General features: G+C 68.8%; 16 protein-coding genes. 3 read left to right on the top strand and 13 right to left on the bottom strand.

Going from position 1 to position 24,500, the window contains the following annotated elements:
* Window positions 1-64 precede the first annotated feature (64 nt).
* Window positions 65-982: a LysR substrate-binding domain-containing protein gene (locus tag WG902_RS03870; protein ID WP_340058603.1), complete on the top strand. Its 918-nt coding sequence runs from the start codon at window positions 65-67 to the stop codon at window positions 980-982.
* On the opposite strand, the gene glgA is transcribed toward WG902_RS03870, so the two are convergent.
* From glgA to WG902_RS03805, 13 genes are all read right to left on the bottom strand, one after another.
* On the bottom strand, window positions 977-2,458 hold the full coding sequence (glgA, locus tag WG902_RS03865; protein ID WP_340058602.1) for a glycogen synthase GlgA: 1,482 nt from the start codon (window positions 2,456-2,458) through the stop codon (window positions 977-979). The two genes, WG902_RS03870 and glgA, sit on opposite strands and share 6 nt — an antisense overlap.
* A complete protein-coding gene (locus WG902_RS03860; RefSeq protein ID WP_340058601.1) occupies window positions 2,455-7,530 on the bottom strand; it encodes a malto-oligosyltrehalose synthase in 5,076 nt (1,691 codons plus the stop codon). The genes glgA and WG902_RS03860 overlap by 4 nt, the downstream gene beginning before the upstream one ends.
* Window positions 7,527-9,344, bottom strand: coding sequence for a malto-oligosyltrehalose trehalohydrolase (treZ, locus tag WG902_RS03855; RefSeq protein WP_340058599.1), 1,818 nt, complete (start codon window positions 9,342-9,344; stop codon window positions 7,527-7,529). The genes WG902_RS03860 and treZ overlap by 4 nt, the downstream gene beginning before the upstream one ends.
* A 4-nt stretch (window positions 9,345-9,348) precedes the next feature.
* Window positions 9,349-11,529 carry a glycogen debranching protein GlgX gene (gene glgX / locus WG902_RS03850; protein ID WP_340058598.1) on the bottom strand — a complete coding sequence of 727 codons (2,181 nt, stop codon included), beginning with the start codon at window positions 11,527-11,529 and terminating at the stop codon, window positions 9,349-9,351.
* Window positions 11,526-12,824, bottom strand: a complete 1,299-nt coding sequence (locus tag WG902_RS03845; RefSeq protein ID WP_340058596.1) for a glucose-1-phosphate adenylyltransferase — start codon at window positions 12,822-12,824, stop codon at window positions 11,526-11,528. The genes glgX and WG902_RS03845 overlap by 4 nt, the downstream gene beginning before the upstream one ends.
* On the bottom strand, window positions 12,811-14,754 hold the full coding sequence (gene glgB / locus WG902_RS03840) for a 1,4-alpha-glucan branching protein GlgB (protein WP_340058595.1): 1,944 nt from the start codon (window positions 14,752-14,754) through the stop codon (window positions 12,811-12,813). The genes WG902_RS03845 and glgB overlap by 14 nt, the downstream gene beginning before the upstream one ends.
* A 153-nt stretch (window positions 14,755-14,907) precedes the next feature.
* On the bottom strand, window positions 14,908-15,621 hold the full coding sequence (locus WG902_RS03835) for an ABC transporter ATP-binding protein (protein ID WP_340058594.1): 714 nt from the start codon (window positions 15,619-15,621) through the stop codon (window positions 14,908-14,910).
* Window positions 15,614-16,375: an ABC transporter ATP-binding protein gene (locus WG902_RS03830; RefSeq protein ID WP_340058593.1), complete on the bottom strand. Its 762-nt coding sequence runs from the start codon at window positions 16,373-16,375 to the stop codon at window positions 15,614-15,616. The genes WG902_RS03835 and WG902_RS03830 overlap by 8 nt, the downstream gene beginning before the upstream one ends.
* A complete protein-coding gene (locus WG902_RS03825) occupies window positions 16,368-17,363 on the bottom strand; it encodes a branched-chain amino acid ABC transporter permease (RefSeq protein WP_340058592.1) in 996 nt (331 codons plus the stop codon). Before WG902_RS03825 ends, WG902_RS03830 begins: the two co-directional genes overlap by 8 nt.
* Entirely contained in the window at window positions 17,360-18,223 is an 864-nt protein-coding gene (locus tag WG902_RS03820) for a branched-chain amino acid ABC transporter permease (RefSeq protein ID WP_340058591.1), read from the bottom strand. Before WG902_RS03820 ends, WG902_RS03825 begins: the two co-directional genes overlap by 4 nt.
* Before the next feature lie 124 nt (window positions 18,224-18,347).
* On the bottom strand, window positions 18,348-19,535 hold the full coding sequence (locus tag WG902_RS03815; RefSeq protein ID WP_340058590.1) for an ABC transporter substrate-binding protein: 1,188 nt from the start codon (window positions 19,533-19,535) through the stop codon (window positions 18,348-18,350).
* Between the two features lie 76 nt (window positions 19,536-19,611).
* The gene (locus WG902_RS03810; protein ID WP_340058589.1) at window positions 19,612-21,183 is read right to left on the bottom strand and encodes a benzoate-CoA ligase family protein; all 1,572 of its coding nucleotides are present in this window, start codon (window positions 21,181-21,183) and stop codon (window positions 19,612-19,614) included.
* Window positions 21,174-21,653, bottom strand: a complete 480-nt coding sequence (locus tag WG902_RS03805) for a flavodoxin domain-containing protein (RefSeq protein WP_340058588.1) — start codon at window positions 21,651-21,653, stop codon at window positions 21,174-21,176. Before WG902_RS03805 ends, WG902_RS03810 begins: the two co-directional genes overlap by 10 nt.
* Window positions 21,654-21,764: 111 nt before the next feature.
* On the opposite strand from WG902_RS03805, the gene WG902_RS03800 reads away from it, so the two are divergent.
* Together WG902_RS03800 and boxC are read left to right on the top strand one after the other, a co-directional pair.
* Entirely contained in the window at window positions 21,765-22,682 is a 918-nt protein-coding gene (locus WG902_RS03800) for a helix-turn-helix transcriptional regulator (protein ID WP_340058587.1), read from the top strand.
* Window positions 22,683-22,687: 5 nt separating this feature from the next.
* Window positions 22,688-24,382: a 2,3-epoxybenzoyl-CoA dihydrolase gene (gene boxC / locus WG902_RS03795; protein ID WP_445263652.1), complete on the top strand. Its 1,695-nt coding sequence runs from the start codon at window positions 22,688-22,690 to the stop codon at window positions 24,380-24,382.
* Window positions 24,383-24,500: the final 118 nt, after the last annotated feature.

Raw genomic sequence — 24,500 nt, 5'->3', positions numbered from 1 at the left:
GCGCATCGATCTTTTGATAAGTCGCCAAAATCGGGTTTAATCGTCCTGCTGATAGGACGATGCCATGCAGGACCTGAACGACTTGCTCTACTTCGCCGAGGTGGTGGACCGCGGCGGCTTCGCGGCCGCCGGGCGCGCACTGAACCTGCCCAAGTCCAAGCTCTCGCGGCGGGTGGCGGAACTGGAGGAGCGTCTCGGGGTGCGCCTGCTGCATCGGACGACCCGCAAGCTCTCGTTGACCGCGGCCGGCGAGATCTATCACCGGCACTGCACCGCGATGCGGGAACAGGCGGAGGCCGCCGACGAGGCGGTGGCGCGCGTGCAGACCGAGCCGCGCGGTACCGTGCGCATCTCCTGCCCGGTCACGCTGGCGCAGACCACCTTCGGTCCGCTGCTGCCGCGCTTCCTGGCGGAGCATCCGCAGGTGCGCATCGACATGCAGGTGACCAACCGCGTGGTCGACCTGGTGCAGGAGGGCGTGGACGTCGCGATCCGGGTGCGCGGCTCGCTCGACGACAGCGGTTCGCTCGTGATCAAGAACCTCGGTGAAACGGCCGGTGCGCTGGTGGCGAGCCCGCAACTGTTGCAACGCTTCGGCACGCCGGCCGGCGTGGAGGACCTGCATCGCCTGCCGACGGTGGCCATGTCGGCGGCCGACGGACGCGCAAGCTGGCACATGGTGGGCCCGCGCGGCGCCACCTTCGAGCTGCAGCATGGCCCGGTCTATACCGCGGACGACCTGCTCTCATTGAAATTCGCGGTGGTGCAGGGCACCGGGATGTGCGTCTTGCCCGACTACCTGTGCAGCGAGGAACTGCGCCTCGGCGAGCTGGTGCAGGTGCTCCCCGGCTGGGCGCCCGCCAGGATGAAGGTGCTGGCGGTGTTCCCCTCGCGACGCGGCATGGTGCCGGCCGTGCGCCGCCTGCTCGACTTCCTCGCCGGCCACGTGGTCGGCGAACGCATCGCGCCCGGAGTGCTATAGCGCCGCAGCGATGCCGCGGCCTGCCTCGATGGCCGCTGCCCGGTACACCTCGAGGTAGCGCCTGGCGCTGTCTTCCCAGCCGAAGTGCCGCGCCATGCCATTGGCCTGGATGCGCTTCCACTGCTTCGGCTCGCGCCATGCGCGTTGCGCGCGCTCGAGCGCATCGGCGAGACCCTCGCCGTGCGCGCCGGCCATCACGAACCCGGTTCCATTCTCGGGATCGGCGCTGGCGTCCGTGACGGAGTCGAGCAGGCCGCCGACCGGCGCCACGATCGGCGGCGTGCCGTAGGCCTGGCTGTACATCTGGTTCAGGCCGCAGGGCTCGAAGCGTGACGGCATCAGGAATGCGTCGGCACCGGCCTCGATCAGGTGCGCGAGGCCTTCGTCGAAGCCGAGCGTGACGGCGACCTGCTTCGGATGCTGCGCGGCCGCGTCGCGCAGCGCCTGCTGCAGCGCCGGGTCGCCTTGCCCGAGCACCACGAGCTGGGCGCCGGACGACAGCAGTTGCGGCAGGTTTTCCAGCACCAGGTCGATTCCTTTTTGCGGCGTGATGCGGCTGACCACCGCGAACAGCATCGCACCGGCCTCGAGCTGCAAGCCCAGCCGCGCCTGCAGCGCCGCCTTGCACGCCGCCTTGCCCTTCAGGCGGCCCCGGCTGAAGCGGTGCGGCAGCAGCACGTCCTTGGCCGGGTCCCACACCTTCGGGTCGATGCCGTTGAGGATGCCGCTCAAACGGGAAGAGCGCGCGCGCAGGATGCCGTCGAAGCCGATGCCGTGTTCCGGCGCCTGGATCTCGCGCGCGTAAGTCGGGCTCACGGTGGTGACCGCATCGGCGAACTGGATGCCGGCCTTGAGCATCGAGAGCTGGCCCCAGAACTCCACGCCATCGATGCCGCGCCAGTGCCCGGGGATCCCCAGCGGATCCGCCGTTGCCATGTCGAACGTGCCCTGGAAGGCCAGGTTGTGGATCGTCAGCACGCTGGCTGCGGTGGGTTCGTGCGGCGAGACCAGCCGCGACTGCGCCAGGTACAGCGGCGCGAGGCCGCAGGGCCAGTCGTTCGCATGCACGACGTCGGCCACCCAGCCGCGCAAGGGTGAATGCGGGGTGCCGACCAACGCGGCGACGCGGGCGAGCAGGCCGAACCGCAGGGCGTTGTCGTGGTAGTCGCGGCCGCTTGCATCGACGTAAGGACCCCCGGGCCGCTGGTACAGGCCCGCACATGTGAGCAGCAGCATGGTGACGCCGCTGCCCACCTTGACGGGCACCAGCTGGGCGGCCGGCCACGGTCCCCACGGCGCCAGGTCCACGCCTTCGCCCATCTCGCCGGCGACCTTCATGCCCTGGTAGGCCGGCATGAGCACGTGGACGTCGTGGCCGAGCGAGGCCAGCGTGGCCGGCAGCGCCGCGCTCACGTCGCCCAGGCCGCCGGTCTTCACGTACGGCGCGCATTCGGGCGTGGCGAAAAGGATGTTCATGTTCCGGGTTCGGCGTCGGCGACGAGCACCGCAAAAGGCAGGCCGCCCGCGCCGCCGAACATGGCGGCCAGGTCGAGCGAAGGCTCGTCACCCGGGGGCAGCGTGAACACCTCGCCGGTGAGCCAGTTGCGCCAGCGCCGGAAGCGTCGCAGCCCCGCGGCCTCCTGCGAGCAGCGCAGGCCGGTGCCTTGCCACACATCGGGCGACCAGGCCTCGTCATCGCCGTCACACAGGGTGTAGGTCAGCCGCGCCACCACCACCAGCACCGCCTCGCGCTCGTGGATGCGCGCGAAGGCCAGCGCATGTTCGGCGGCGTCGCCTTCCACGCCCAGCGCCACGTAGCTTCCATCGCGGAAGAGAGCGCTGTGTTCGCGCCGCAGCCGCAGCAGCCGCCAGGTGACCAGCTGCTTGATCCGGCCGTCCGCCGCCTTCGCATGCAAGTCGCGCCACGCGCCCGCCTGCGGCCAGCCGCCTTCGTACAGCGCGCTCAGACCTTCCAGGTCGCGAGCCAGTCGCGGGTAATCCACCGGCCGCCGGTTGTCCGGGTCGACCAGGCTGAAATTCCAAAGTTCGCAGCCCTGGTAGACGTCCGGCACGCCCGGCACCGTGAACTTGAGCGCCAGCTGTGCGAGGCTGTTGCGAAAGCCGAAGGGCCCGATGCCGGCGGTGAACCGCTGCAGCTCGTCGGCGAAGGGACTCGGGTGTCCGGCGCGCAGCACGCCGTCGATGTAGCGTTCGATGGCCTCTTCGTAGTCCGGCGAGGGCGCGACCCAGCTCGTTTCCTGCTTGGCTTCGCGGATCGCCTTGCGCATGTAGGCCTGCACGCGGCTGCGCAGGTCTTCGCGGGCGGCGTCGTCCGGCGGCTCCGCCGGCCAGATCCCCACCAGGGTCTGGAACAGCAGCCAGATGTCGTTGTTGCTCGGCCAGGTGCCCTTGGGCGTGCGCGTCAGGTACAGCTGCGCCCAGCCGGACAGGCGCAGCACGCAGTCTTCCCACTGCGCGGGCAGCTCCGACAGCACGGCGATGCGGGCGCGCAGGTCCTCGCCGCGCTTGCTGTCGTGCGTGGACGTGCCCAGCATGCAGTGCGGGCGGTGCCGCTGGCGCGTGAAGTTGGCGAAGTGGAAGGCCGACACCGACACGCCAAAGCTGCGCGGATCCGACCCCACCTCGTTGAGCGACAGCAGGGGCACGTAGCGGTAGAAGGCCGTGTCCTCCATCGCCTTGGCCGTGACCGGCGCGGTGAACTGCTGCCAGCGCGCCAGGAAGCGCGAGCGCGGCTCGCGGGGCAATTGCGCCCCCTCGCCTTCGCCCAGCAGCACTTCGCGCAGGTGTTCCAGCACGGTGGCTTCGGATTTGCCCAGGCGCCGTTCCGCGCCCGCAATGGCCCAGTCCAGGTGCCGGCGGTCCATGTCGCTGGCGGGCTCGTCGGCGCGCAGGTACGTGCGGTAGACGGGGAAGGCCGCGGCGACTTCGGCCAGCGCGGCGCGCAGGCGGTTGCGCGTGAAGTCGCAGCGGCGCCGGTTGCGCCGCGTCAGGCGGTGCAAGGTGTGCGCCAGCCAGTTCAGCTCGGAATACAGCGACGTCTCGATGATCAGCTTCTTGCACTCGTAGAGCAGCGCATCGAAGTCCGTCGGCGCGTCGGTGAACGCGTGGTAGGCGGCGAGCATCGCGTTCTCGTTGCGGCTCTCCACGAACAGGCCGCCGACCAGGCTGCCGAAGCGGTACCCCGTATCGCCATGCACGGGCCAGTCCTCCGGCAACGGCTCGTGCTCGGCCTGGATCTTTTCCACCAGCAGGTACAGCGAGCGGGGATCATGCCCGCCCACCTCCGCCTGCGCAGCGTAGCGCGCCTGCAATTGCGCGAAGTAGGCCTGGGGGTCGCTCAGGCCGTCGGGATGGTCGATGCGCAGCCCGGTGAGCAGGCCGTCCTGCAGCCAGTGCAGCACCTTGCGGTGCGTCGCCTCGAACACCTCGGGGCGCTCCATGCGCAGCCCGGCCAGCGTGTTGACGTCGAAGAAGCGGCGGTAGTTGACGTCATCGCTGGCCACGCGCCAGTCGGCCAGCCGGTAGGCCTGCGATGCGATCAGCTGCTCGAGGGCGTCGAAACTCGCCGGCTCGCCGGCCTGTCCGTTCAAGCGCTGCACGCAAGCGTCGATCCAGCGCGCCAGCCATTCGTGGCCCGACGCCAACCGCGCGAGTTGGCGTTTGAACACCGCGGCATCGCGCACGCGGTTGCGCCGCGCTTCGGGCTCGGCGTCGTTGCGCGAGGGCAGTCGGCCCATCGAATCGAGCAACGCGGCCACGACGGCATGGCTGTCGCCTTCGCTGTCGTCGCGCGCGGGCGGCGCTGACAGCGCGGCGAAGATCGCCGGATAGCTGGCGGGATCGATGGGGAAGCGGTGGTCCCAGTAGCGCAGCCCGAACTCGCCGGCTTCCGCGTCGAAGTGAAGCTGGATTTCACCGGCTTCCAGCACCTTGCCGAAATGGTCGCCCAGCACCGGCAGCAGCAGCCGCCCGGCCATCTCGGCCTGGGCCGGCTGCCATTCGATGTCGAAGGTTTCCGCGTGGGCCGACGCGCGTCCGTGCTCCAGCACGTCGAGCCACCATGCGTTGTCGGCCTCCAGCACGCCCATGTGGTTGGGCACGATGTCCAGGATCTGTCCCATGCCATTGCGGCGCAGCGCCTGGCACATGCGCGCATGCGCGCGCTCGTCGCCCACTTCGTCGTTCAGCGCGCCATGGTCGATGATGTCGTAGCCATGCGTGCTGCCTGGCCGCGCCCGCAGGTAAGGCGAGCTGTACAGGTGGCTGATGCCCAGCGCATGCAGGTAGGGAACGGCCTGCGTGATGTCCTCGAAGGTGCAGCCCTTGTGGAATTGCACGCGGTAGGTGCCGCAGGGCACGTTGGCCGTCTCCAGCGATGGCAGCTCCAGCGGAGCCGCATCGCGTGCCTTCGGGCCATGCCGCTCGGCGCGCAGCACCGTGGTCAGGGAGGCCCAGCGCGCATCGCTGGCCAGCGCCTCGACCGTGACGGGCAGTTTGCGCCGCCAGTTGGGGAACCGGTCCTCGGTGGTCCCGGGCACGTTGACCTGCAGCAGCTGGCCGGTGACGTCTTCCAGCTGCACGCCCACCAGCCAGCAGGGCGTGCGCGCGAGGTAGGCATAGACGGCGTCCACCAGCGCGCTGGTGGCGTCCGGCAGCGACGTCGGCTGCACGCTGGCGCCCTGGGGCAGCAGGCCCTCGTGCTGCAGCGCCAGCAGCAGTCGGGCGCGGTCCTGCGCCCGGTTCAGGACTTGCTGCTCATGGGACGCATCGTCGGGGTACAGCGACAGCCTGGCGGATAGTTCGATGTCCTCACCGAGCCAGAAGCCCCGCAGCGTGGGCAGGTCATGCGTGCTGACCACGGCCAGCGCCTTGGCCTGCCACTGCGAAGGCCGGCGAAAACCGCCGTCTTCCTGGCGCTCGAACAGCAGCGGCCGATAGGACAGCAGGTTGCCCTCCCGCATGTGGTCGCGCATCGCGGGAGCCACGTTGCCCAGGTCCTCGCCGATCACCATGCACTCGTGGCGCAGGCTTTCCAGCGCCAGCACGCCCATCAGGTCGTCCAGCGGGTAGTCCACGTAGGTGCCGCCGTCCGGGCCGGTCCAGAACAGGCGCATCAACGCCATCACGTGGTCCAGCCGCAGCGCGCCGCTGTGCCGCATGTTGGCGCGCAGCGTTTCGATGAAGGGCTGGTAACGCGCCTGCTTCAGCCGCTGCGGACTCCACGGCGGCAGGCCCCAGTCCTGCCCGGTCGGGGCCAGCGGGTCGGGCGGTGCGCCGGCGTGCATGCCCAGCGCGAACATGTCGTGTTCCACCCAGGTCTCCGCGCCGCCGCCGTTGACGCCGACAGCCAGGTCGCAGTACAGCCCGATGCCCATGCCGCGGCTGCGCGCGTAGCGCTGACAGGACTCCAGCTGCACTTCGGCCAGCCACTGCAGCCAGAAGCGGAACTGGACGTCGGAGGCGTGCTGGTCGCGGAAGGCCCGCACGGCGGCGCCGTCCGGGTCGCGATACTCCTGCGGCCATGCCGGCCAGCCCCACACCCCGTGGTCGGCCGCGTGCAGGTGCTCCTGCAGGGCCTCGAACAGCGCATGCCTGCCGATGGTGTCCTCGCGCTGCTTCATGTAGGCGCTGAAGTGCGCGCCGCGCGAGCGGTCGCGGCCCAGCTCGTTCCGCTCGAAGTGACGCCACAGGATGCGCAGGACCTCCGTCTTGGCGGCCGCCACGCCCTCGTAATCCACCATCTCGGTGTCACGCAGGGTTCGCAGCTTGTCCTGGAAGGCGTCGGACTGCACCTTCTGCACGGCCTCCTCGCAGCCGCTCAGGTCCACCAGGGTCTGCACGTCGAGGTAGGCGGGATTGAGGGCCCGGCGGCTCGAAGGCGAATACGGGCTGGCCACCGCAGGGTTGTGCGGGAAGAGGGCGTGCAGCGGACTGAGCCCGATGAAGGACGCGCCCTGGTGGGCGGCCGCGTCGCACAGGCGGCGCAGGTCGCCGAAGTCGCCGATGCCCCAGTTGCGCGAGGAGCGCAGCGCGTACAACTGGATGGTGCAGCCCCACCAGCGCTCGCCGTCCCGCAGGCCGGGCGCCACGAAGCAGGCGCGCGGCGCCAGCACCACGCGGCAGTACTCGCCGGCCGGCGCCCCGTCGAGCGTCAGGCGGTAGTAGCCGGGGGCCAGGTCGGCCGGCAGTTGCACGGTGGCCTGCTGGTAGCTGCGCTGCAACTCGCCGCTCGCCGCGCTGCCCCGCCCGTCCTCCGGCACCAGCCGCCACGTTGCCGGCGCGCTGTCGTGGCTGGTCCAGCGCAGCGAGCTGTCGGCGCCGGTGCGCGCGACATGCACTGGCGGCAGGCCGAGATGCTGTTCGCGCGCGTCGGCGCCATCGCCGGCCATCGCCGCGACGGCACGCTCCAGCACGGCGGCGGGGACGAGTTCTTCCTTGCCCCAGAAGCCGTGGTACCGGTCGGCCACGCCGAGGCGCCGGGCCTGCTCCGCCAGCGCCGCGGGCGCCAGGTCAGTCACCGCATTCACAGTGTGATTTCCTGTCCGAAAGTCCAGCGCGCCGCATGGCCGGGCCAGACGCCGCGGTCGGCGCCGGCCGGCCACCGGTGGCTGAAGACATGCTGCGCTTCCACCGGCCCCAGGTGCTGGGGTTCGACGTGCAAGGGTTGGGAACCGAGGTTGAGTTCGAGGCACAACATCGCGCCGTCACTGTACCGCCACTGCACCGACAGGCCGCGGTCGCCGATGCGCTGCGCGGAATGCTTGCCCGTGAGCAGCAGCCCCTGGCGTGGCGTGATCCATTGCCTGCGCGCCGACAGCGCCGATCGCACCTCCGCGAGCCGTTGCGCACCCGGACCCACGCGCGAGTGGACTGGATCCGGACGGCTGGCTTCGAAAGTGGTGCGGCTGCAGGGATCCGGCAAGTCGCTGCCGCCCTCGTGGCCGAACTCGCGTTTGCGCCCGGCCCGCACGGCGTCGCGCAGTTCGCCTTCCCAGTCGGCGAAATAAAGGAAGGGCTCGGCCGCACCCCATTCCTCGCCGAAGAACAGCATCGGGATCGCGGGTGTCAGCAGCGCCAGCAGCGTCGGCAGGGCCGCGGCTTCGGCCGGCAGCAGTTGCGCCAGGCGCTCGCCACGCGCCCGGTTGCCGACCTGGTCGTGGTTGTGGGCGAAATTCACCAGCGTGGTCAGCGGCTGCGGCGGCGTCGCGCGCACGTCCTTGCGGGCTCCGCCTTCGTGCCGCTTCGACCCCTCGAACAGCATGCCGTGGGTGAAGCAGCGCGCGAGCAGGTCCATGGGCGCGGCGCCGTAGTCGTGGTAGTAGCGCTGGGTCTCCCCGGTCATCGCGACGTGCACGACGTGGTGGAAATCGTCGTTCCACTGGGCGTCGAAGCGGCCCGCCCGCGGCTGCGGCGCCAGGTGGTCGTACCCGTTGTCCTCGTTCTCCAGCACCAGGTGGACGTGCCGCCCGGCGCTGGCCGCGCGCACACGCTCCGACAATTCCTCCAGCACGTGGCGCGGCCCGTCGTCGCTGATCGCGTGCACCGCATCGAGGCGCAAGCCGTCGAAGCGGAACTCCTGGATCCAGTACACCGCGTTCTCGATGAAGAACTCGCGCACCCAGTGGCTGCCCGGGCCGTCGAAGTTGATGGCCGCACCCCAGGGGCTGGACTTCGTCTTCGAGAAGAAATCGGGCGCGTACGCATGAAGGTAGTTGCCGTCGGGACCGAAGTGGTTGTAGACCACATCCAGGAACACCATCAGGCCGATGCGATGGGCCTGCTGCACGAAGGCCTTCAGGTCGTCCGGCGAGCCGTACGCCTGGTGCGGCGCGAACGGCAGCACGCCGTCGTAACCCCAGCCGAACTTGCCGCCGAAGCTGGCCACGGGCATCAGTTCCACCGCGGTGATGCCGATGTCGGCCAGGGCTTGCAGGCGTCGCGCGGCGGCGGCGAACGTGCCTTCCGGCGTGAAGGTGCCCACGTGCAGCTCGTACAGCACGGTGTCCTGCCAGGGGCGGCCGGTCCACCCGTCGTCCCACGCGAAGGCGGCGGGGTCCGTCAGGACGCTGGGTCCGTGCGGGCCTTCCGGGTTGTCGCGTGATGCCGGATCGGGCACCAGCAGGCCGCCGTCGATGCGCCACCGGTAAGGCAGACCCGCAGCGGCTTGCGGCAAGGTGCACTCCCACCAGCCATCGCCCGCGGATTGCGCGGCCCGCAGTTCCGGCGCGTCGCCGCGGCCGGTCGCGAGCTCCACCTGCCGCGCCGCGGGCGCCCACAGCCGGAACGCCGCGCCGCGGCCGTGCAGGCGGGCGCCGAAAGGCATCTCGTGCTGGCAATGCACCTTGCTACTCCTGCGGCGCCTGGGTCAGCAGCGCCATGGAGTGCGCCAGCAACTCCAGCTTGGCCTCCGGCGCGTAGCGGCGTGCGCCGTCCTCGTCGAAGAAGCCTTCGCCGGTATAGATGCGAAGCGCCCATTCCCCTTCGTGCCGCGCCACTGCGGGCAGGGTGAAGGTTGCGTCCTCGCCGGTGGCGTTGAACACCAGCAGCACCGAGCGGCCCGACTCCTCTTCGTGCGAGGGCGCGAAGCGCGCGTCCAGCACCGCGGCCACGCAGCGCACCGCCGGGTTGGTCCATTCCTCCGGCGTCATCTCCTGGCCCCACACGCTGTACCAGACGATGTCGCGGCGGCCGTCCTCGTCCGCATGGCCGGTGAGCCAGGCGTTGTGCCGCAGCACCGGCAGTTCGCGGCGCAGCTTCAGCATCGACTGCGTGAAGGCGAGCAGCGGGTCCTGGCGGCGCTCGTCGGCCCAGTCGAACCAGCTGATGGGGTTGTCCTGGCAATAGGCGTTGTTGTTGCCGCCTTGCGTGCGGCTCATCTCGTCGCCGCCCAGCAGCAGGGGCACGCCGCGCGAGCAGAACAGGGTGGTGAGGAAGTTGCGCTTCTGCCGCTCGCGAAAGGCCAGGATCTCGGCGTCCTCGGTCGGACCTTCGGCGCCGCAGTTCCAGCTGCGGTTGTGGCTTTCGCCATCGCGGTTGTCCTCGGCGTTGGCTTCGTTGTGCTTGTCGTTGTAGCTGACCAGATCGTTGAGGGTGAAGCCGTCGTGCACCGTGATCAGGTTGACGCTGGCGCGCGGCCCGCGCCGCGAGGGGCCGTAGATGTCGGCGGAGCCGCACAGCGCCGCCGCGAAGTCGCCGAGGCTGCCTTCGACGCCGCGCCAGTAGTCGCGCACGCGGTCGCGGTACTGGCCGTTCCACTCGCTCCAGCCCTGCGGAAAGCCGCCGACCTGGTAGCCGTATTCGCCCAGGTCCCAGGGCTCGGCGATCATCTTGGCGCGCTTGAGCACCGGGTCCTGCGCCACGGCCGACAGGAAGGGTCCGCGGTGGTCGAAGCCGCCCATGCCGTTGCGCGCGATGGCGGGCGCCAGGTCGAAGCGGAAGCCGTCCACGTGCATCTCCTCCACCCAGTAGCGCAGGCTGTCCATGACCAGGCGCAGCATCGCCGGGTGGCTGGCGTTGAGCGTGTTGCCGGTGCCGGTGAAATCCAGGTAGTGGCGGTGGTCCTCGGTGAGGCGGTAGTAGCTGCGGTTGTCGATGCCCTTGAAGCACAGCGTCGGCCCGAGATGGTTGCCCTCGCAACTGTGGTTGTAGACCACGTCCAGGATCACTTCGAGCCCCGCTGCGTGAAGCGCCTTGACCATCTGGCGGAATTCGTTGACGTCGTTGCCGGCCATGTAGCGCGGATCCGGCGCGAAGAAGCCGATGCTGTTGTAGCCCCAGTAGTTGGCCAGCCCGAGGTCGACCAGCCGGCGCTCGTCGTTGAAGGCATGCACCGGCAGCAGTTCGATCGACGTGACGCCGAGTTTCTTCAGGTGCGCGATCGCGGGCTCGGTCGCCAGCCCCGCGAAGGTGCCGCGCAGGTGTTCGGGCACCTCGGGCATCTGCTTCGTGAAGCCCCGCACATGCACCTCGTAGAAGATGCTGTCCTCCATCGGCACGCCCGGATGCCGGTCGTCGCCCCAGTCGAAATGCGGATCGACCACCACGCACTTGGCCGCTTGCGCGGCGTTGTCGACCGTGTCCATGTGCAGGTCGCGCTTGTCCTGCCCGAGCGGATAGCCGTACTGCCAGGCGGCGCCCTTCAACGGCCGGTCCAGCTGTTTCGCGTAGGGGTCCAGCAGCAGCTTGTACGGATTGCAGCGCCAGCCCTGCAGCGGATCGTACGGGCCATGCACTCGCACGCCGTAGCGCGTGCCGGCCGGCAGGCCCGGCACGAAGCCGTGCCAGATGTCGTCCGTGCGCGCCGGCAAGGCGATGCGTCGTTCCTCGTGCGCGCCCTCGGCGTCGAACAGGCAGATCTCCACCCGCTCGGCGGCGCTCGCGAACACCGCGAAGTTCACCCCGCCGTCCTCCAGGTGCGCGCCGAGCGGCCACGGATGGCCGGCCTGCACCGCGCCCGCCGCCCCGCCGGCGGCGGGCGGGGCGCTGGCGCGGTGGGCTCGGGTCTTGGCGACGGCTCGCGCCGTCATGCGTGCACCTGCAGGCGCGGCGCCGCCTCGCCCATCCGCAGGGCCTGGTCCATCGCCGCGAGGAAGGGCGATGCCGCGCGGCGTGCCGGAAAGGCGCCCGCCGGCACCACCACGATGCCCGAATCCGTGACGGCAAAGCGCTTGCGGTCCTGCTCCAGGTCGAAGCCGATGCGCTCGCCGGGCGGAATGTCGTTGTCCTGGTCGATGATGGCGCGACGCACGCGCGCGCCCTGGCCGATGCGCGAGCGCTCCATCACGATGGAATGCTCGATGCACGCGCCGCGCTCGACCAGCACCGAGCGGCGCAGCATCGCGTGGTCCAGTTCCGCGCCGTCCACGATGCTGCCGGAGCCGACCACCGAGCGGTGGATCACGCCGTCCTCGATCTGGGCCGACTCGGCCTGCTCCGGGCTGGCATAGATCGGCCAGCGGCGGTTCGTGATGCGGAACCTGGGCTGCGCGCCCAGGGTGTCGAAGTGCGCCTGGAAATACGCGTCGATCGTGCCCACGTCGCGCCAGTAGGCCTGCTCCTCGTAGCTTTCGGTGCCGGGAATGGTGTTGCCGGCGAAGTCGTAGGCCACGAGCTTGTGGGACTTCACCATCGACGGCAGGATGTGCTTGCCGAAGTCCGTTTCACCGTTGTCGTGCATGCGCTTCAACTGGCGCAGCAGCACGTCGGCGTTGAAGATGTAGTTGCCCATCGAGGCCAGGGCCTGCGTGCGGCTGCCCGGCATGGGGCGCGCGCTCTTCGGCTTTTCCTTGAAGTCCGTGATGCGGTGATTGTCGTCCACGTCCACGATGCCGAACTGGTCGCACTCGCGCAGGTCGACCGGCAGCGTGGCGACGCTCGCATGGGCATTGCTGCGGACATGGAAGTCGATCATCTGCCGCACGTCCATGCGATAGATGTGGTCGGCGCCGAACACCGCCACGACGTCCGGCTGCATGGTCTCGATCAGGTGGATGTTCTGGTAGACCGCGTCCGCCGTGCCCTGGAACCAGTCCGGGCCATTGCGCATCTGCGGGGGAACGACGGTGATGAAGTGCTGCGGCATGAAACGCGCCATGGTCCACGTCTGGCGCACGTGCTCGATGAGCGATTGCGACTTGTACTGCACCAGCAGGTAGGTCGAGTAGATCTCCGAGTTGACCAGGTTCGACAACACGAAGTCGACGATGCGGTGCTTGCCGTTGAAGGGGACCGCCGGCTTGCAACGGTTCGCGGTGAGCGGGTGCAGGCGCGAGCCTTCGCCGCCTGCCATGACGAAGGCCAGCACGTTCTTAGTGGCGGGCATGGGGTGCTTCCTCGAGGTCTGTCGTTGGGATGGGGCCGTTGCAAAGGAACACCGTGCCCAGGGGCGGCACGGCGACGAGGGCGCTGGCCGGCCAGCCGCCCACCGGATGGGCCGTGGCCTGCACGCGCCCGAGATTGCCCACGCCGCTGCCGCCGTAGATGGCTGCGTCGCTGTTGAGGAGCTCGTGCCAGTCGCCGGCGGCGGGCAGCGCCACGCGCAGCGCGCTGCGGGGCTCCGGCGTCAGGTTGACGATGACCACGACCTGCGCGTCATCGGGGCCGGCGCGCCGCAGGAAGGTGAGGATGGTCGGCTCGTAGCGTTCACACGGCAGCCAGCTGAAGCCCTGCGCATCGAAGTCGTGCACGTGCAGCGCGGGCAGGCGCCGGTACAGCGCATTGAGGTCCGTGATCCAGCGCGCGAGGCCGGCGTGGAACGGCCGTGCCCAGAGGTGCCAGTCCAGTGTGCGCTCGTGGTGCCATTCCTCGTACTGGCCGAACTCGCCGCCCATGAACAGCAGCTTCTTGCCCGGGTGCGCCCACATGTAGCCGAACAGGTTGCGCAGGCCGGCGAAGCGCTGCCACTCGTCACCGGGCTGGCGCGCCAGCAGGCTGCCCTTGCCGTACACCACCTCGTCGTGCGAAAGCGGCAGGATGAAGTTCTCGTGGAAGGCGTACACCGCGGAGAAGCGGATGTCGTCGCCGTGGTAGCGCCGGTAGAAATGCGGCCGCGACGCATAGCGCAGCGTGTCGTTCATCCACCCCATGTTCCACTTCATGCCGAAGCCCAGGCCGCCCCAGTCCACCGGGCGCGAGACCCCCGGCCACGCCGTGGACTCTTCGGCGATCACGTGCACGTCCGGGAACTGCGCGTACACCGAGGTGTTCAGGTCGTGCATGAAACGCACTGCCTCGTGGTTCTGGTTGCCGCCCTGCGCGTTCGGAATCCACTCGCCGTGGCGGCGCCCGTAATCCAGGTACAGCATGGACGCGACCGCGTCGACCCGCAGGCCGTCGAAGTGGTACTTCTCCAGCCAGAACAGCGCATTGCTGATCAGGAAGTCGCGCACCTCGTAGCGCCCGTAGTTGAAGATCAGGCTGCTCCACTCCGGGTGGAAGCCCAGCCGCGGGTCCTCGTGCTCGTACAACGCAGTGCCGTCGAAGCGGGCGAGGGCGTGCGGGTCGGACGGGAAGTGCGAGGGCACCCAGTCGAGGATGACGCCGATGCCGCGCTGGTGCAGCGTATCCACGAACACCATCAGGTCCTGCGGCGTGCCGTAGCGGGAGCACGCGGCGAAGTAGCCGGTGATCTGGTAACCCCAGGAGCCGTAGAACGGATGCTCGGCCACCGGCATCAGTTCCACGTGCGTGAAGCCCAGGTTCTGGCAATGCGCCGCCAGCCGCAAGGCCAGGTCGCGGTAGTTCAGGAAACGGCCATCCTCTTCGCGCTGCCAGGACCCGAGGTGCACCTCGTAGATGGACATCGGGCTCTTGTGCGACTGGCGCTGCCAGCGCGTGCGCATCCATTCCTGGTCGCCCCACTCGTGAGAGAGGTCCCAGATCTGCGATGCGGTGCCCGGCGCCGGCTCCATGCGAAAGCCATACGGATCCGCCTTGTCCATCCAGTGTCCGTGCGCGTCCTGGATGCGGTATTTGTAGTACTGGCCCGCGCGTGCGCCCTCGACGAAGCCGCTCCAGCGTCCGCTGCCGTCTTCCAGCCGGTGCAGGGGTTGGAAATGCCAGTTGTTGAACGCGCCGATCACCCCGACGCTGCGCGCGTTGGGCGCCCACACCATGAACCAGGCGCCGCTTTCAGAGAGATGCGCGCCCATCACCTCGAACTGGCGGTGATGGTGGCTCGCCTGGTGGTCCCGCGCGTCGTCCCGGCGCCCGGGTGCGGCGCGCTTCTCCTCTTCGGGCAATTGGGGCTTCATGGCCGGCATCGTTGTAGCGGGCCATTGTGTTGGCGGCCCAGCACGGCGCTTGAAGGAAGCGCAGATCAAGCGGCGTAGGCGGGAACCTACATTTCGTTGGGGTTCGCGCGGGCAGCCCGGTGTCGTGCGCCGCTGACGAAGGGCGGGCGTTTGTCAGACGCCGAGGTGCTGCTCCAGCAGATGAGGCTGGGCGCGCAGCTCTGTCGAGCTCCCCGCGAAAACGACCTCGCCCTTGACCAGGATGACGTTCCGGTCGGTCACCTGCGTCACCTGCTTCCAGTTCTTGTCGACGATCACGCTGGAAATGCCGCTCGCGCGGATCAGGCCGCAGATCCGCCAGATCTCGCGCGCCACCAGCGGCGCCAGGCCCTCCGTGGCCTCGTCGAGGATGAGCACGTCCGGATTGGTCATGAGCGCCCGGCCGATCGTGAGCATCTGCTGCTCGCCGCCGGACAGCTGCTGGCCGCCATGGGCCAGCCTTTCGTGCAAGCGCGGAAACGTCTGCAGCACGCGCTCGAAAGTCCAATCGCGCTGCCCGGCCGTACCCGCCCGCGCCGCCATCACGAGATTTTCCTTGACGCTCAGATTGCCGAAGATGCCCCGACCCTCCGGCACATAGGCAATGCCGAGCTGGGCGACTTCGTAGGACGGCCGACCCGCCATGTCGCGGCCCTTCACGCGCACGCTGCCGGCGCGCGGCCGGACCAGCCCGATCAGGCTCTTGAGCAAGGTGCTCTTGCCCATGCCGTTGCGTCCCATCAGGCCGATGGTCTCGCCGCGGTCCACATGGAAGTCGACGCCGCGCAGGATGTGGCTTGCGCCGTAGTACGTCTGCAGGCCGCGCGCCTCGATCAGCCGGTCAGCCATGGCCCACCTCGTCGACGCCCAGGTAGGCCGCCTGCACGCCAGCGTCCGCTCGCACCTGCTGCGGCGTGCCGCTGGCGATGATCTGCCCGTTGACCATCACCGTCAGGTGATCGGCCAGGGCGAACACCGCGTCCATGTCGTGCTCCACCAGCATCATCGCGTGCCGCTGCTTCAGCCGCAGCAGCAGTTCCACCATGCGCTCCGCCTCCGCGGTGCCCATGCCCGCCAGCGGCTCGTCGAGCAGCATCACCTGCGGGTCGGTGGCCAGCGTCATCGCGATCTCGAGCTGGCGCTGCTCGCCGTGGCTGGCCGCGCCGGCGACGAGGTCGCGCCGTTGCGCAAGACCGGCGAGTTCGAGGGCTCGCTCGGCCCGTTCGTTGGCCTGCTGCACGCCCGTCGCGCGCGCCAGCCACCGGGCCGCATGCGGCGTGCGCGACTGCGCGGCGAGGCGGATGTTCTCCCACACCGTGAACGGCAGGAAGATGTTGGTCTTCTGGTAGCTGCGGCCCAGGCCCGCCCGCGAGATGCGCTCCGGGCTCCAGCCGGTCACGTCGCGTCCGGCCAGCGTGATGCTGCCGGAGGTTGGCGCCAGGTCGCCCGAGAGCAGGTTGGCCAGGGTGGACTTGCCGGCGCCGTTGGGACCGATCACCGCGTGAATGCGCTCGCGCCACAGGTCCAGTGTCACGCCGTTCACGGCGGCCAGGCCGCCGAAGCGCTTGGTCAGGCCGCGCGCGGACAACAGCACGTCATTCATGGCGGTCCTTGCGGCGCAGCACGCGCTCCAGCAGGCCCAGCAGGCCGCGCGGCGCGAAGGCCACCACCGCCACGATGAACAGGCCGGTCCACAATTGCCAGTGCTTGCCGGCGTTGAAGCCGCCGATGGTGGGCAGGTCCTTGGCTTCGTGCAGCAGCATTTCGAACGCGAACGCGCCGGCGATGGCGCCGGCGAAGTTGCCCATGCCGCCCAGGATGACCATCATGATGGCGTGCGCGCTCATGTGGAACCCCATCAGCTCGGGGTTCACGAAGCCGGTCTGCGCGCCCCACAGGTAGCCCGCCAGCCCGGCCAGCCCGCCGGCGAGCGTGAAGGCCGCCAGCTTGTAGCCGAAGGTGCCGAAGCCCAGCGCGCGCATGCGGTGCTCGTTGATGCGGATGCCTGCGAGGGCACGGCCGAACGGGCTGAACAGCAGCCTGCGCAGGAACAGGTAGACCAGCACCAGCATGGCCAGCGTGAAGTAGTAGAAGACGCGCTTGTTCTCCAGGTCGAACAGGACCGCGGATGGCTTGAAGTTGATGTAGATGCCGTCCGAGCCGCCCAGCGCCTTGTTGTCGAAGAACAGGAAGAACACCATCTGCGCGAAGGCCATGGTGACCATGATGAAGTAGATGCCGCGCGTGCGGACCACGAAGAAGCCGATCACCAGCGCGGCCAGGGCGGAGGCGCCGACCGCGGCCGGCAACGTCCACCACAGGCTGGCCGGCTCCCCCTGGGGCGTGAGGAAGGCAAGGGCATAGCCGGCGATGCCGAAGAACGCTGCGTGCCCCAGCGACACCAGCCCGGTCACGCCCAGCAGCAGGTCCAGGCTCATCGCGAAGATGCCCAGGATCATCATCCGGGCGACCATGGCGGTGTAGAAGTCGGTGCCGAAGAACGGGAACGCGAGCAGCGCGACCAGGCCGAGCACCAGCGCGAACTGCAGTCCGCGCGGCAGCGTTTCGAGGTTGGCCTTCACCGCGCTCATTGCTTGAACAGTCCTTCCGGTTTCCAGAGCAGGACTGCGGCCATCAGCATGTAGACGAGCATGCCCGCCACCTGCGGCAGCAGCACCTTGCCGAACGTGTCCACCAGGCCCACCAGCAGCGCGGAGATCAGCGCGCCGCGCACCGAGCCGATGCCGCCGATCACCACCACCACGAAGCACATGATCAGCACCTGCGAACCCATGTTCGGGTACACGCTGGAGATCGGCGCGGCGATCATGCCGGCGATGGTGGCCAGGCCGACGCCGAGGGCGAACACCACCGCGTGGATCAACTTGACGTTGACGCCCAGCGCCTCGGTCATCTCGTGGTTGAAGGCGCCCGCGCGGATCTTCATGCCCAGGCGCGTGCGCGAGATCAGGAAGTACAGGCCCAGCGCCAGCGCGATGCACAGGCCCGACATGAACAGGCGGTAGACCGGATAGGAAAGGTTGTCGGTCAGCGGGATCGAGGCCGACAGCAGCGTGGGGATGGTCACGCCATGCACGTCGTCGCCCCACAGGATGGAGCGCATCTCCTCGAAGATGTAGATCAGGCCGAAGGTCAGGAGCACCTGGTCCAGGTGGTCGCGGTGGTAGAAGTGGCGAAACAGCAGGCGCTCGAGCACCAGGCCGAAGGCCACCGAGATCGCGGTGCCCAGCGCGATGGCGAGCACCAGGCTGCCCGTCTTGAGCGCGAGGGACCACGCAAGGTACGCGCCCAGCATGTAGAAGCTGCCGTGCGCGAGGTTCACCACGCCCATGATCCCGAAGATCAGCGTCAGGCCGGCGGCCAGCATGAACAGCAGCAGGCCGTACTGGACGCTGTTCAGCAGCTGGATGAGGAAGTTGGCGAAGTCCATGCGGAAGTGAGCGGGCGAATCGTAGGCCGGTGGTGAGCGCAGCGAACCCCGGTTGGGTCGCGCGCAGCCATACCGGGGTTCCCGCGTCACCCCGGCCTACGAAGCCGTAGCGAGGCCGGGGGCCTCAACCCATCTTGCAGCCCGCGCCCGAGTCGGCCAGCGCCTTGGCGGCGATGCCGATCACCTTGTTGTCCTTGTTCTCGACGCGGCGCAGGTAGATGTCCTGCACCGGGTTGTGCGACGGGCTCATCGTCCACTTGCCGCGCGGGCTGTCGATGGTCTGCGTCTCCAGCGACTTGTACAGCGCCTGCTTGTTGGCGATGTCGCCCTTGACCGCCGCCATGCCTTGCGCCAGCAGCAGGCCGGTGTCGTAGCCCTGCACGGAGTACACGTCGGGCTGCATCTTGAACTGCGTCGCATAGGCGTTGCGGAACTGCCGGTTGCGCGGCGTGTCCAGCGAGTCGGCGTAGTGCATCGTCGTCATGATGCCTTCGGCCGCCGGACCGGCCGCATCGAGCACGCCCTCGGTGAGGAAGCCCGAACCCCACAGCGGGATGCGGTCCTTCAGGCCGGCCGCCGCGTAGTCCCGGATGAACTTGGCCGCGCCGCCGCCGGCGAAGAAGCAGGCCACCGCATCGGGACGCAGCGATGCGATCTCGGTCAGCAGCGCCTGGAATTCCACGTTGGGGAAGGGCAGGCCCAGCTCCTTGATGATGGTGCCGCCCGCCGCCGTGTAGCTTTCCTTGAAGCCCTCGAAGGCCTCGTCGCCCGCGGCGTACTTCCAGGTGATCCAGACGGTGCGCTTGAGGCCCTTGTCCATCATCGGCTTGCCCAGTGCGCGCGTCGGCTGGCTGTTGGAGAACGAAGTGCGGAAGACGTTCGGGGCGCACAGGGCGCGGGTGGCGGCATGCACGCCAGCGTTGGGAATCAGGTTGAGCACGCCGCTTTCCCGCGCGACCCGCTGGATGCCCATCTGCACGCCGGAGTGCACGGTGCCGATCAGCACGTCGACCTTGTCGCGCTGCACCAGGCGGTTGGCGTTCTCGACGCCCTTGGACGGCTCGGACTCGTCGTCCACCTTGAACCATTCGATCTCTCGGCCACCGAGCTTGCCGCCCTTTTCGTTGATGGCCATGCGCACGCCATTTTCGATGGCCACGCCGAGCTGGGCGAACGTGCCCGTGTACGGCAGCATGAAACCCACGCGCACCCGGTTGGACTGCGCGCGCACGATCTCGGGCAGCAACAGGCTGGTGGACGCCGCGCCGACGAGGGCGGCGCCGCGGGAAAGCACGAGGCGGCGGGTGGTCATGGAAGTTTCCTTGTGATTGTTGAGGCCTGAAGCAATTCTGATCCGAACCCGCGGCGGTCCGCCACATGGGTTTCCCTCAGGCGGCGGCTGCGCGCAGCTTGAACCGCTGGATCTTCCCCGTCGCTGTTTTCGGCAGCTCGGGCACGAACTCGATCCAGCGCGGGTACTTGTACGGCGCCAGCCTGGTCTTCACGTGCGCCTGCAGCTCTTCGGCCGTCACCTGCTGCCCGGTCTTCAGCACCACGTAAGCCTTCGGCTTGACCAGGCCTTCGTGGTCGGCGATGCCGATCACCGCGGCCTCGAGCACCGACGCATGCGTCATGAGGCAGCCCTCGACCTCGAAGGGCGACACGTAGATGCCGCCCACTTTCAGCATGTCGTCGCTGCGCCCGCCATACGTGTAGTAGCCGTCGGCGTCGCGCGTGTACTTGTCGCCGCTGCGCGTCCACTCGCCCGCGAAGGTGGCTTTCGTCCTGGCGCGGTTGTTCCAGTACATGATCGCGGCGGTCGGGCCGTTGATCTGCAACTCGCCGATTTCGCCCGGCCCGCACTCGCGGCCATCGTCGGCCACGATGCGCAGTTCGTAGCCGGGCACGGCTTGCCCGGTCGTGCCGTAGCGCACCCGGCCGGGGCGGTTGGACAGGAAGATGTGCAGCATCTCGGTGGAGCCGATGCCGTCGAGGATCTCGACCCCGTAGGCCTCGGTCCAGCGCTGGCCGATCTCCGCCGGCAGCGCCTCGCCGGCGCTGGTGCACACGCGCAGCGCGATTTCCTTTTTCCCGGGCCTGGCGGGATCCGCCAGCAGCGCGGCGAACAGGGTCGGCACGCCGCAGAAGATGGTGGGACGGAATTTCTTCAGCACGCCGAACACGTCCGCGGGCGTCGGCCGCGAGGGCAGCAGCACCGTGGTCGCGCCCACGCTCATGGGGAAGGTGAGGGCGTTGCCCAGGCCGTAGGCGAAGAACAGCTTGGCCGCGGAGAAGACGACGTCGTCCTCGCGCATCCCGAGGATGGCGCGGCCGTAGAGTTCGGCCGTCAGGACCAGGTGGCTGTGCAGGTGCACCGTGCCCTTGGGCGTGCCGGTGGAGCCGCTGGAATAAAGCCAGAAGCAGGCGTCGTCGCTGCAGGTGCCGGCGACTTCGGTGCTCGCCTTGCCGCTGGCGACCAGTTGCGCGACGGAACGCTCGCCGTCGTCACCGGCGATGAAGATCTGCTGGAGGGTCGAGAGCTTGCCGATCAGCGGCTCGAACGCGGGCAACAGCGGCTTCGACACGAACAGCGCCTGCGCCCGCGAATCGCGCAGCATGAAGTCGAAGTCCTTCGTGGTCAGCAGCGTGTTGGCGGCCACCGGCACCACGCCGGCCAGGATGCAACCGAGGAAGACCACGGGCCACTCGAGCGTGTCCAGCATGGCGACGAGCACGCGCGCTTCGGGCGCGATACCGCGCTCGCGCAACGCCGCCGCGAAGCGCCGCGCCTGGTCGTCCAGCCGGCCGTAGGTAAGCTGGGCGCCGCTGGCTGCGTCGATGTACGCCACCTTCTCGGGCCGCGCGGCATTGCGGCCCAGGAGATCGTGCGCGGCGTTGTAGTCGCGCGGGATGTCGACGCGCGGCGGGCTGCTGCGGTGGTCGGCGTGGCTCAGGTGCATGTCTGCTTTTGCATCGCCGGGATCGCTTCCTTCTCCAGCCACTCCCTGCACCAGGCCGTGCCCAGTTCTTCCGGCATCGTGCCGGCGCTGGCGTCGTGGCACCACACCTCGCCGATGCGCTGGGCGCCCAGGCCTTGCAGGCGCTCGTCGAACTTCTTGCCGCCGAAGCAGAAGGTCTGCGCATAGGTGCGGTCGCCCAAGGCGATGACGCCATAACGCACGTGGCCCAGGAACCTGGGTTGCGCGTCCAGCGACTCGTACAGCGCGCGTGCGTTGTCGGGGACGTCGCCGGAGCCGTAGGTGGAACTGCAGATGAGATATAGCGCATCTTCGTCGAAGACGGTGATGTCCCTGCCGTCCATCAACACCACTTCGATGTCGTCGACGAGATCGGCGCAGTCCATCTGGATGGCCTGCGCGACATAGTCGGCCGTGCTGGTCATGGTGCCAACGAGGATCTTGAGCTTCATGTGGGTCCGATCACATGCAGTAAACTGCTTGACATTCAATGTTCACGCAGTATACTGCAATTCCGCTCCGGCGCAAGACCCTGCTCCAGCCCGTTTCCCCCCATGCAGCTCATGACCGATACCGAATCCCGCGTCACGCTCTTCGAGCTGGGTGGACGGGTGCGTGCCTGGCGCGCGCGGCGCGGCATGACGCGCAAGCAACTGGCGGCCGACTCCGGCTTGTCCGAGCGGTTCCTGGCGGATGTGGAGACGGGCAAGGGCAACGTCTCGATCAATTCGCTGGAAGCCGCGGCGCACGCATTGAACATCACCATCCTGGACTTGCTGCAGGACGCGCCCCGGCCGGCCCTCGCGCGGCTGCACGGCCTGCTGGCGCGCCTGGACGACAGCGCACTGGACCAGGCGTACGCGTTGCTCGGCACCACGTTCGGCCTGGCCGACGAGCAAGGCCGCGAGCAGCGCATCGCCCTCGTGGGCCTGCGCGGCGCCGGCAAGACGACGCTGGGCGAGCAGCTTGCCGCGCACCGCGGCGTGCCATTCATCGAGCTGGACCGCGAGATCGAACGCGAAGCCGGCACCAGCATGAACGAGATCCTGCTGCTGCACGGCCAGGCCGGCTACCGGCGCTACGAGCGCCGCGCCCTGCTGCGCATCGCCGAGGAGCATGCGGACGGCGTGGTGATGACCACCGGCGGCAGCATCGTCAGCGAGCGCGAGACCTTCGACCTGCTGCAAAGCCACTTCTATTGCGTGTGGGTGAAGGCCAGCCCGGAAGAACACATGAGCCGCGTGGTGGCCCAGGGCGACATGCGCCCTTTCGCCGCCGGCGACGGCGGCAATGGCGACGGTTCGCGCAACGCCATGGGAGAAGCGCTGGAGGACATCCGCCGCATCCTCGCGAGCCGTGAAGCCCTTTATGCACGCGCCGATGCGGTGGTGGACACCGCGGCGCGCAGCGTCAAGCAATCCCTGAAAGACCTGCAACGCGCCGTGCCGGCGCCGCAGGCCGAAGCCCTGGAGACGAGATGAACGCCATGACCGAACCCCTGCTGTTCAAGCAGACCCTGGCCGGGGAGGAGCGCGAGCTGGTCAGCTTTGCCACGCATCCTTCGCGCTACCGCCACTGGACCCTGGCCGTCGAAGGCGACGTCGCCCGGCTGAAGCTCGACATCGACGAGGACGGCGGCATCAAGCCGGGCTACAAGCTCAAGCTCAATAGCTACGACCTCGGCGTCGACATCGAACTGCACGACGCCGTCAACCGCATCCGCTTCGAGCACCCCGCCGTGAAGGTGGTGGTGTTCGAAAGCGCCAAGGAGCGCATCTGGTGCTCCGGGGCCAACATCTACATGCTGGGCCTGTCCACGCACGCGTGGAAAGTGAACTTCTGCAAGTTCACCAACGAGACCCGCAATGGGCTGGAGGACTCTTCGCGCAACGACGGCCTGAAGTCGGTGGCCGCGGTCACCGGCGCCTGCGCCGGCGGCGGCTACGAGCTGGCCCTGGCCTGCGACCGCATCGCGATGGTGGACGACCGCTCTTCCACCGTCAGCCTGCCGGAAGTGCCGCTGCTGGGCGTGTTGCCCGGAACCGGCGGCCTCACGCGCGTGACCGACAAGCGCAAGGTGCGGCGCGACCTGGCCGACATCTTCTGCACCACCAGCGAGGGCGTGCGTGCCGACCGCGCCAAGGACTGGAAGCTGGTCGACGCCTGCGCCAAGCCGCAGCAGTTCGCCGCGCTGGTGGACCATGAAGTGGCGGCGTTGCGATCGCAATCCGCGCGCAGCGGCCCGGAGACTGGCATCGCACTCACGCCACTGAAGGCCGTGATCGACGAACAGGGCTACCACTACGACGTGGTCGATGTGCAGATCGACCGCGCCACGCGCATCGCCACCTTCACGGTGTCCGCGCCCAAGTCGGGCGTCGAGTCGACGCCGGACGCGATCGTCGCGGCCGGCGTGAACTGGTGGCCGCTGAAGCTGGCCCGCGAGCTGGACGACGCCATCCTGAACCTGCGCACCAACGAGCTGGAGATCGGCACCTGGGTCATCAAGACCCGCGGCGACGCCAACCTGGTGATGGCGGCCGACGCGGTGCTGGAGAAGAACAAGTCGCACTGGCTGGTGCGCGAGACCATCGGCGCGCTGCGCCGCACGCTGGCCCGCCTGGACGTGACCAGCCGATCGCTGATCGCGCTGGTCGACGAAGGCTCGTGCTTTGCCGGCACCTTCTACGAACTGGCGCTCGCCTGTGACCGCATCTACATGCTGGACCTGCCGGACGCTCCCGACGCCGCGCCGGCGCTGCGCCTGAACGCAGCGAACTTCGGCCGCTATCCGGTGGTCAACGGCCTGACGCGGCTGCAGACGCGCCTGTACGAAGACGCGTCGACCATCGCGCAATTGCAAGGCCTGCAGGACAGCCCGCTGCGCGCCGACCAGGCGCTGGCGCTGGGCCTGGTGACGCTGACCCCGGACGACATCGACTGGGATGACGAGATCCGCCTGATGCTGGAAGAGCGCGCCTCGCTGTCGCCGGACGCGCTGACCGGGATGGAGGCGTCGCTGCGTTTTCCGGGCAGGGAGACGATGGAGACGCGCATCTTTGCCCGGCTTTCGGCCTGGCAGAACTGGATCTTCATCCGTCCGAATGCGGTGGGCGAAGAGGGCGCACTGAAGCTGTTCGGCACTGGGAAGAAGGCGAAATTCGACTGGAAACGCATCTGACCGTGTGTCGGGGTCGCTGACGCGAACCCGACCTACGAACTGGAAACGCATCTGACCGCGTGTCCACGAACCGGAACATGTAGGGCGGGTTCGCGCAGCGACCCCGCCAAAGCTAACA

Source organism: Ramlibacter sp. PS3R-8, assembly GCF_037572435.1.
Taxonomy (GTDB): Bacteria; Pseudomonadota; Gammaproteobacteria; order Burkholderiales; family Burkholderiaceae_C; genus Ramlibacter.
The sequence above is the reverse complement of the archived record's forward strand: the minus strand, read 5'-3'. Positions and strand labels throughout refer to the sequence as shown.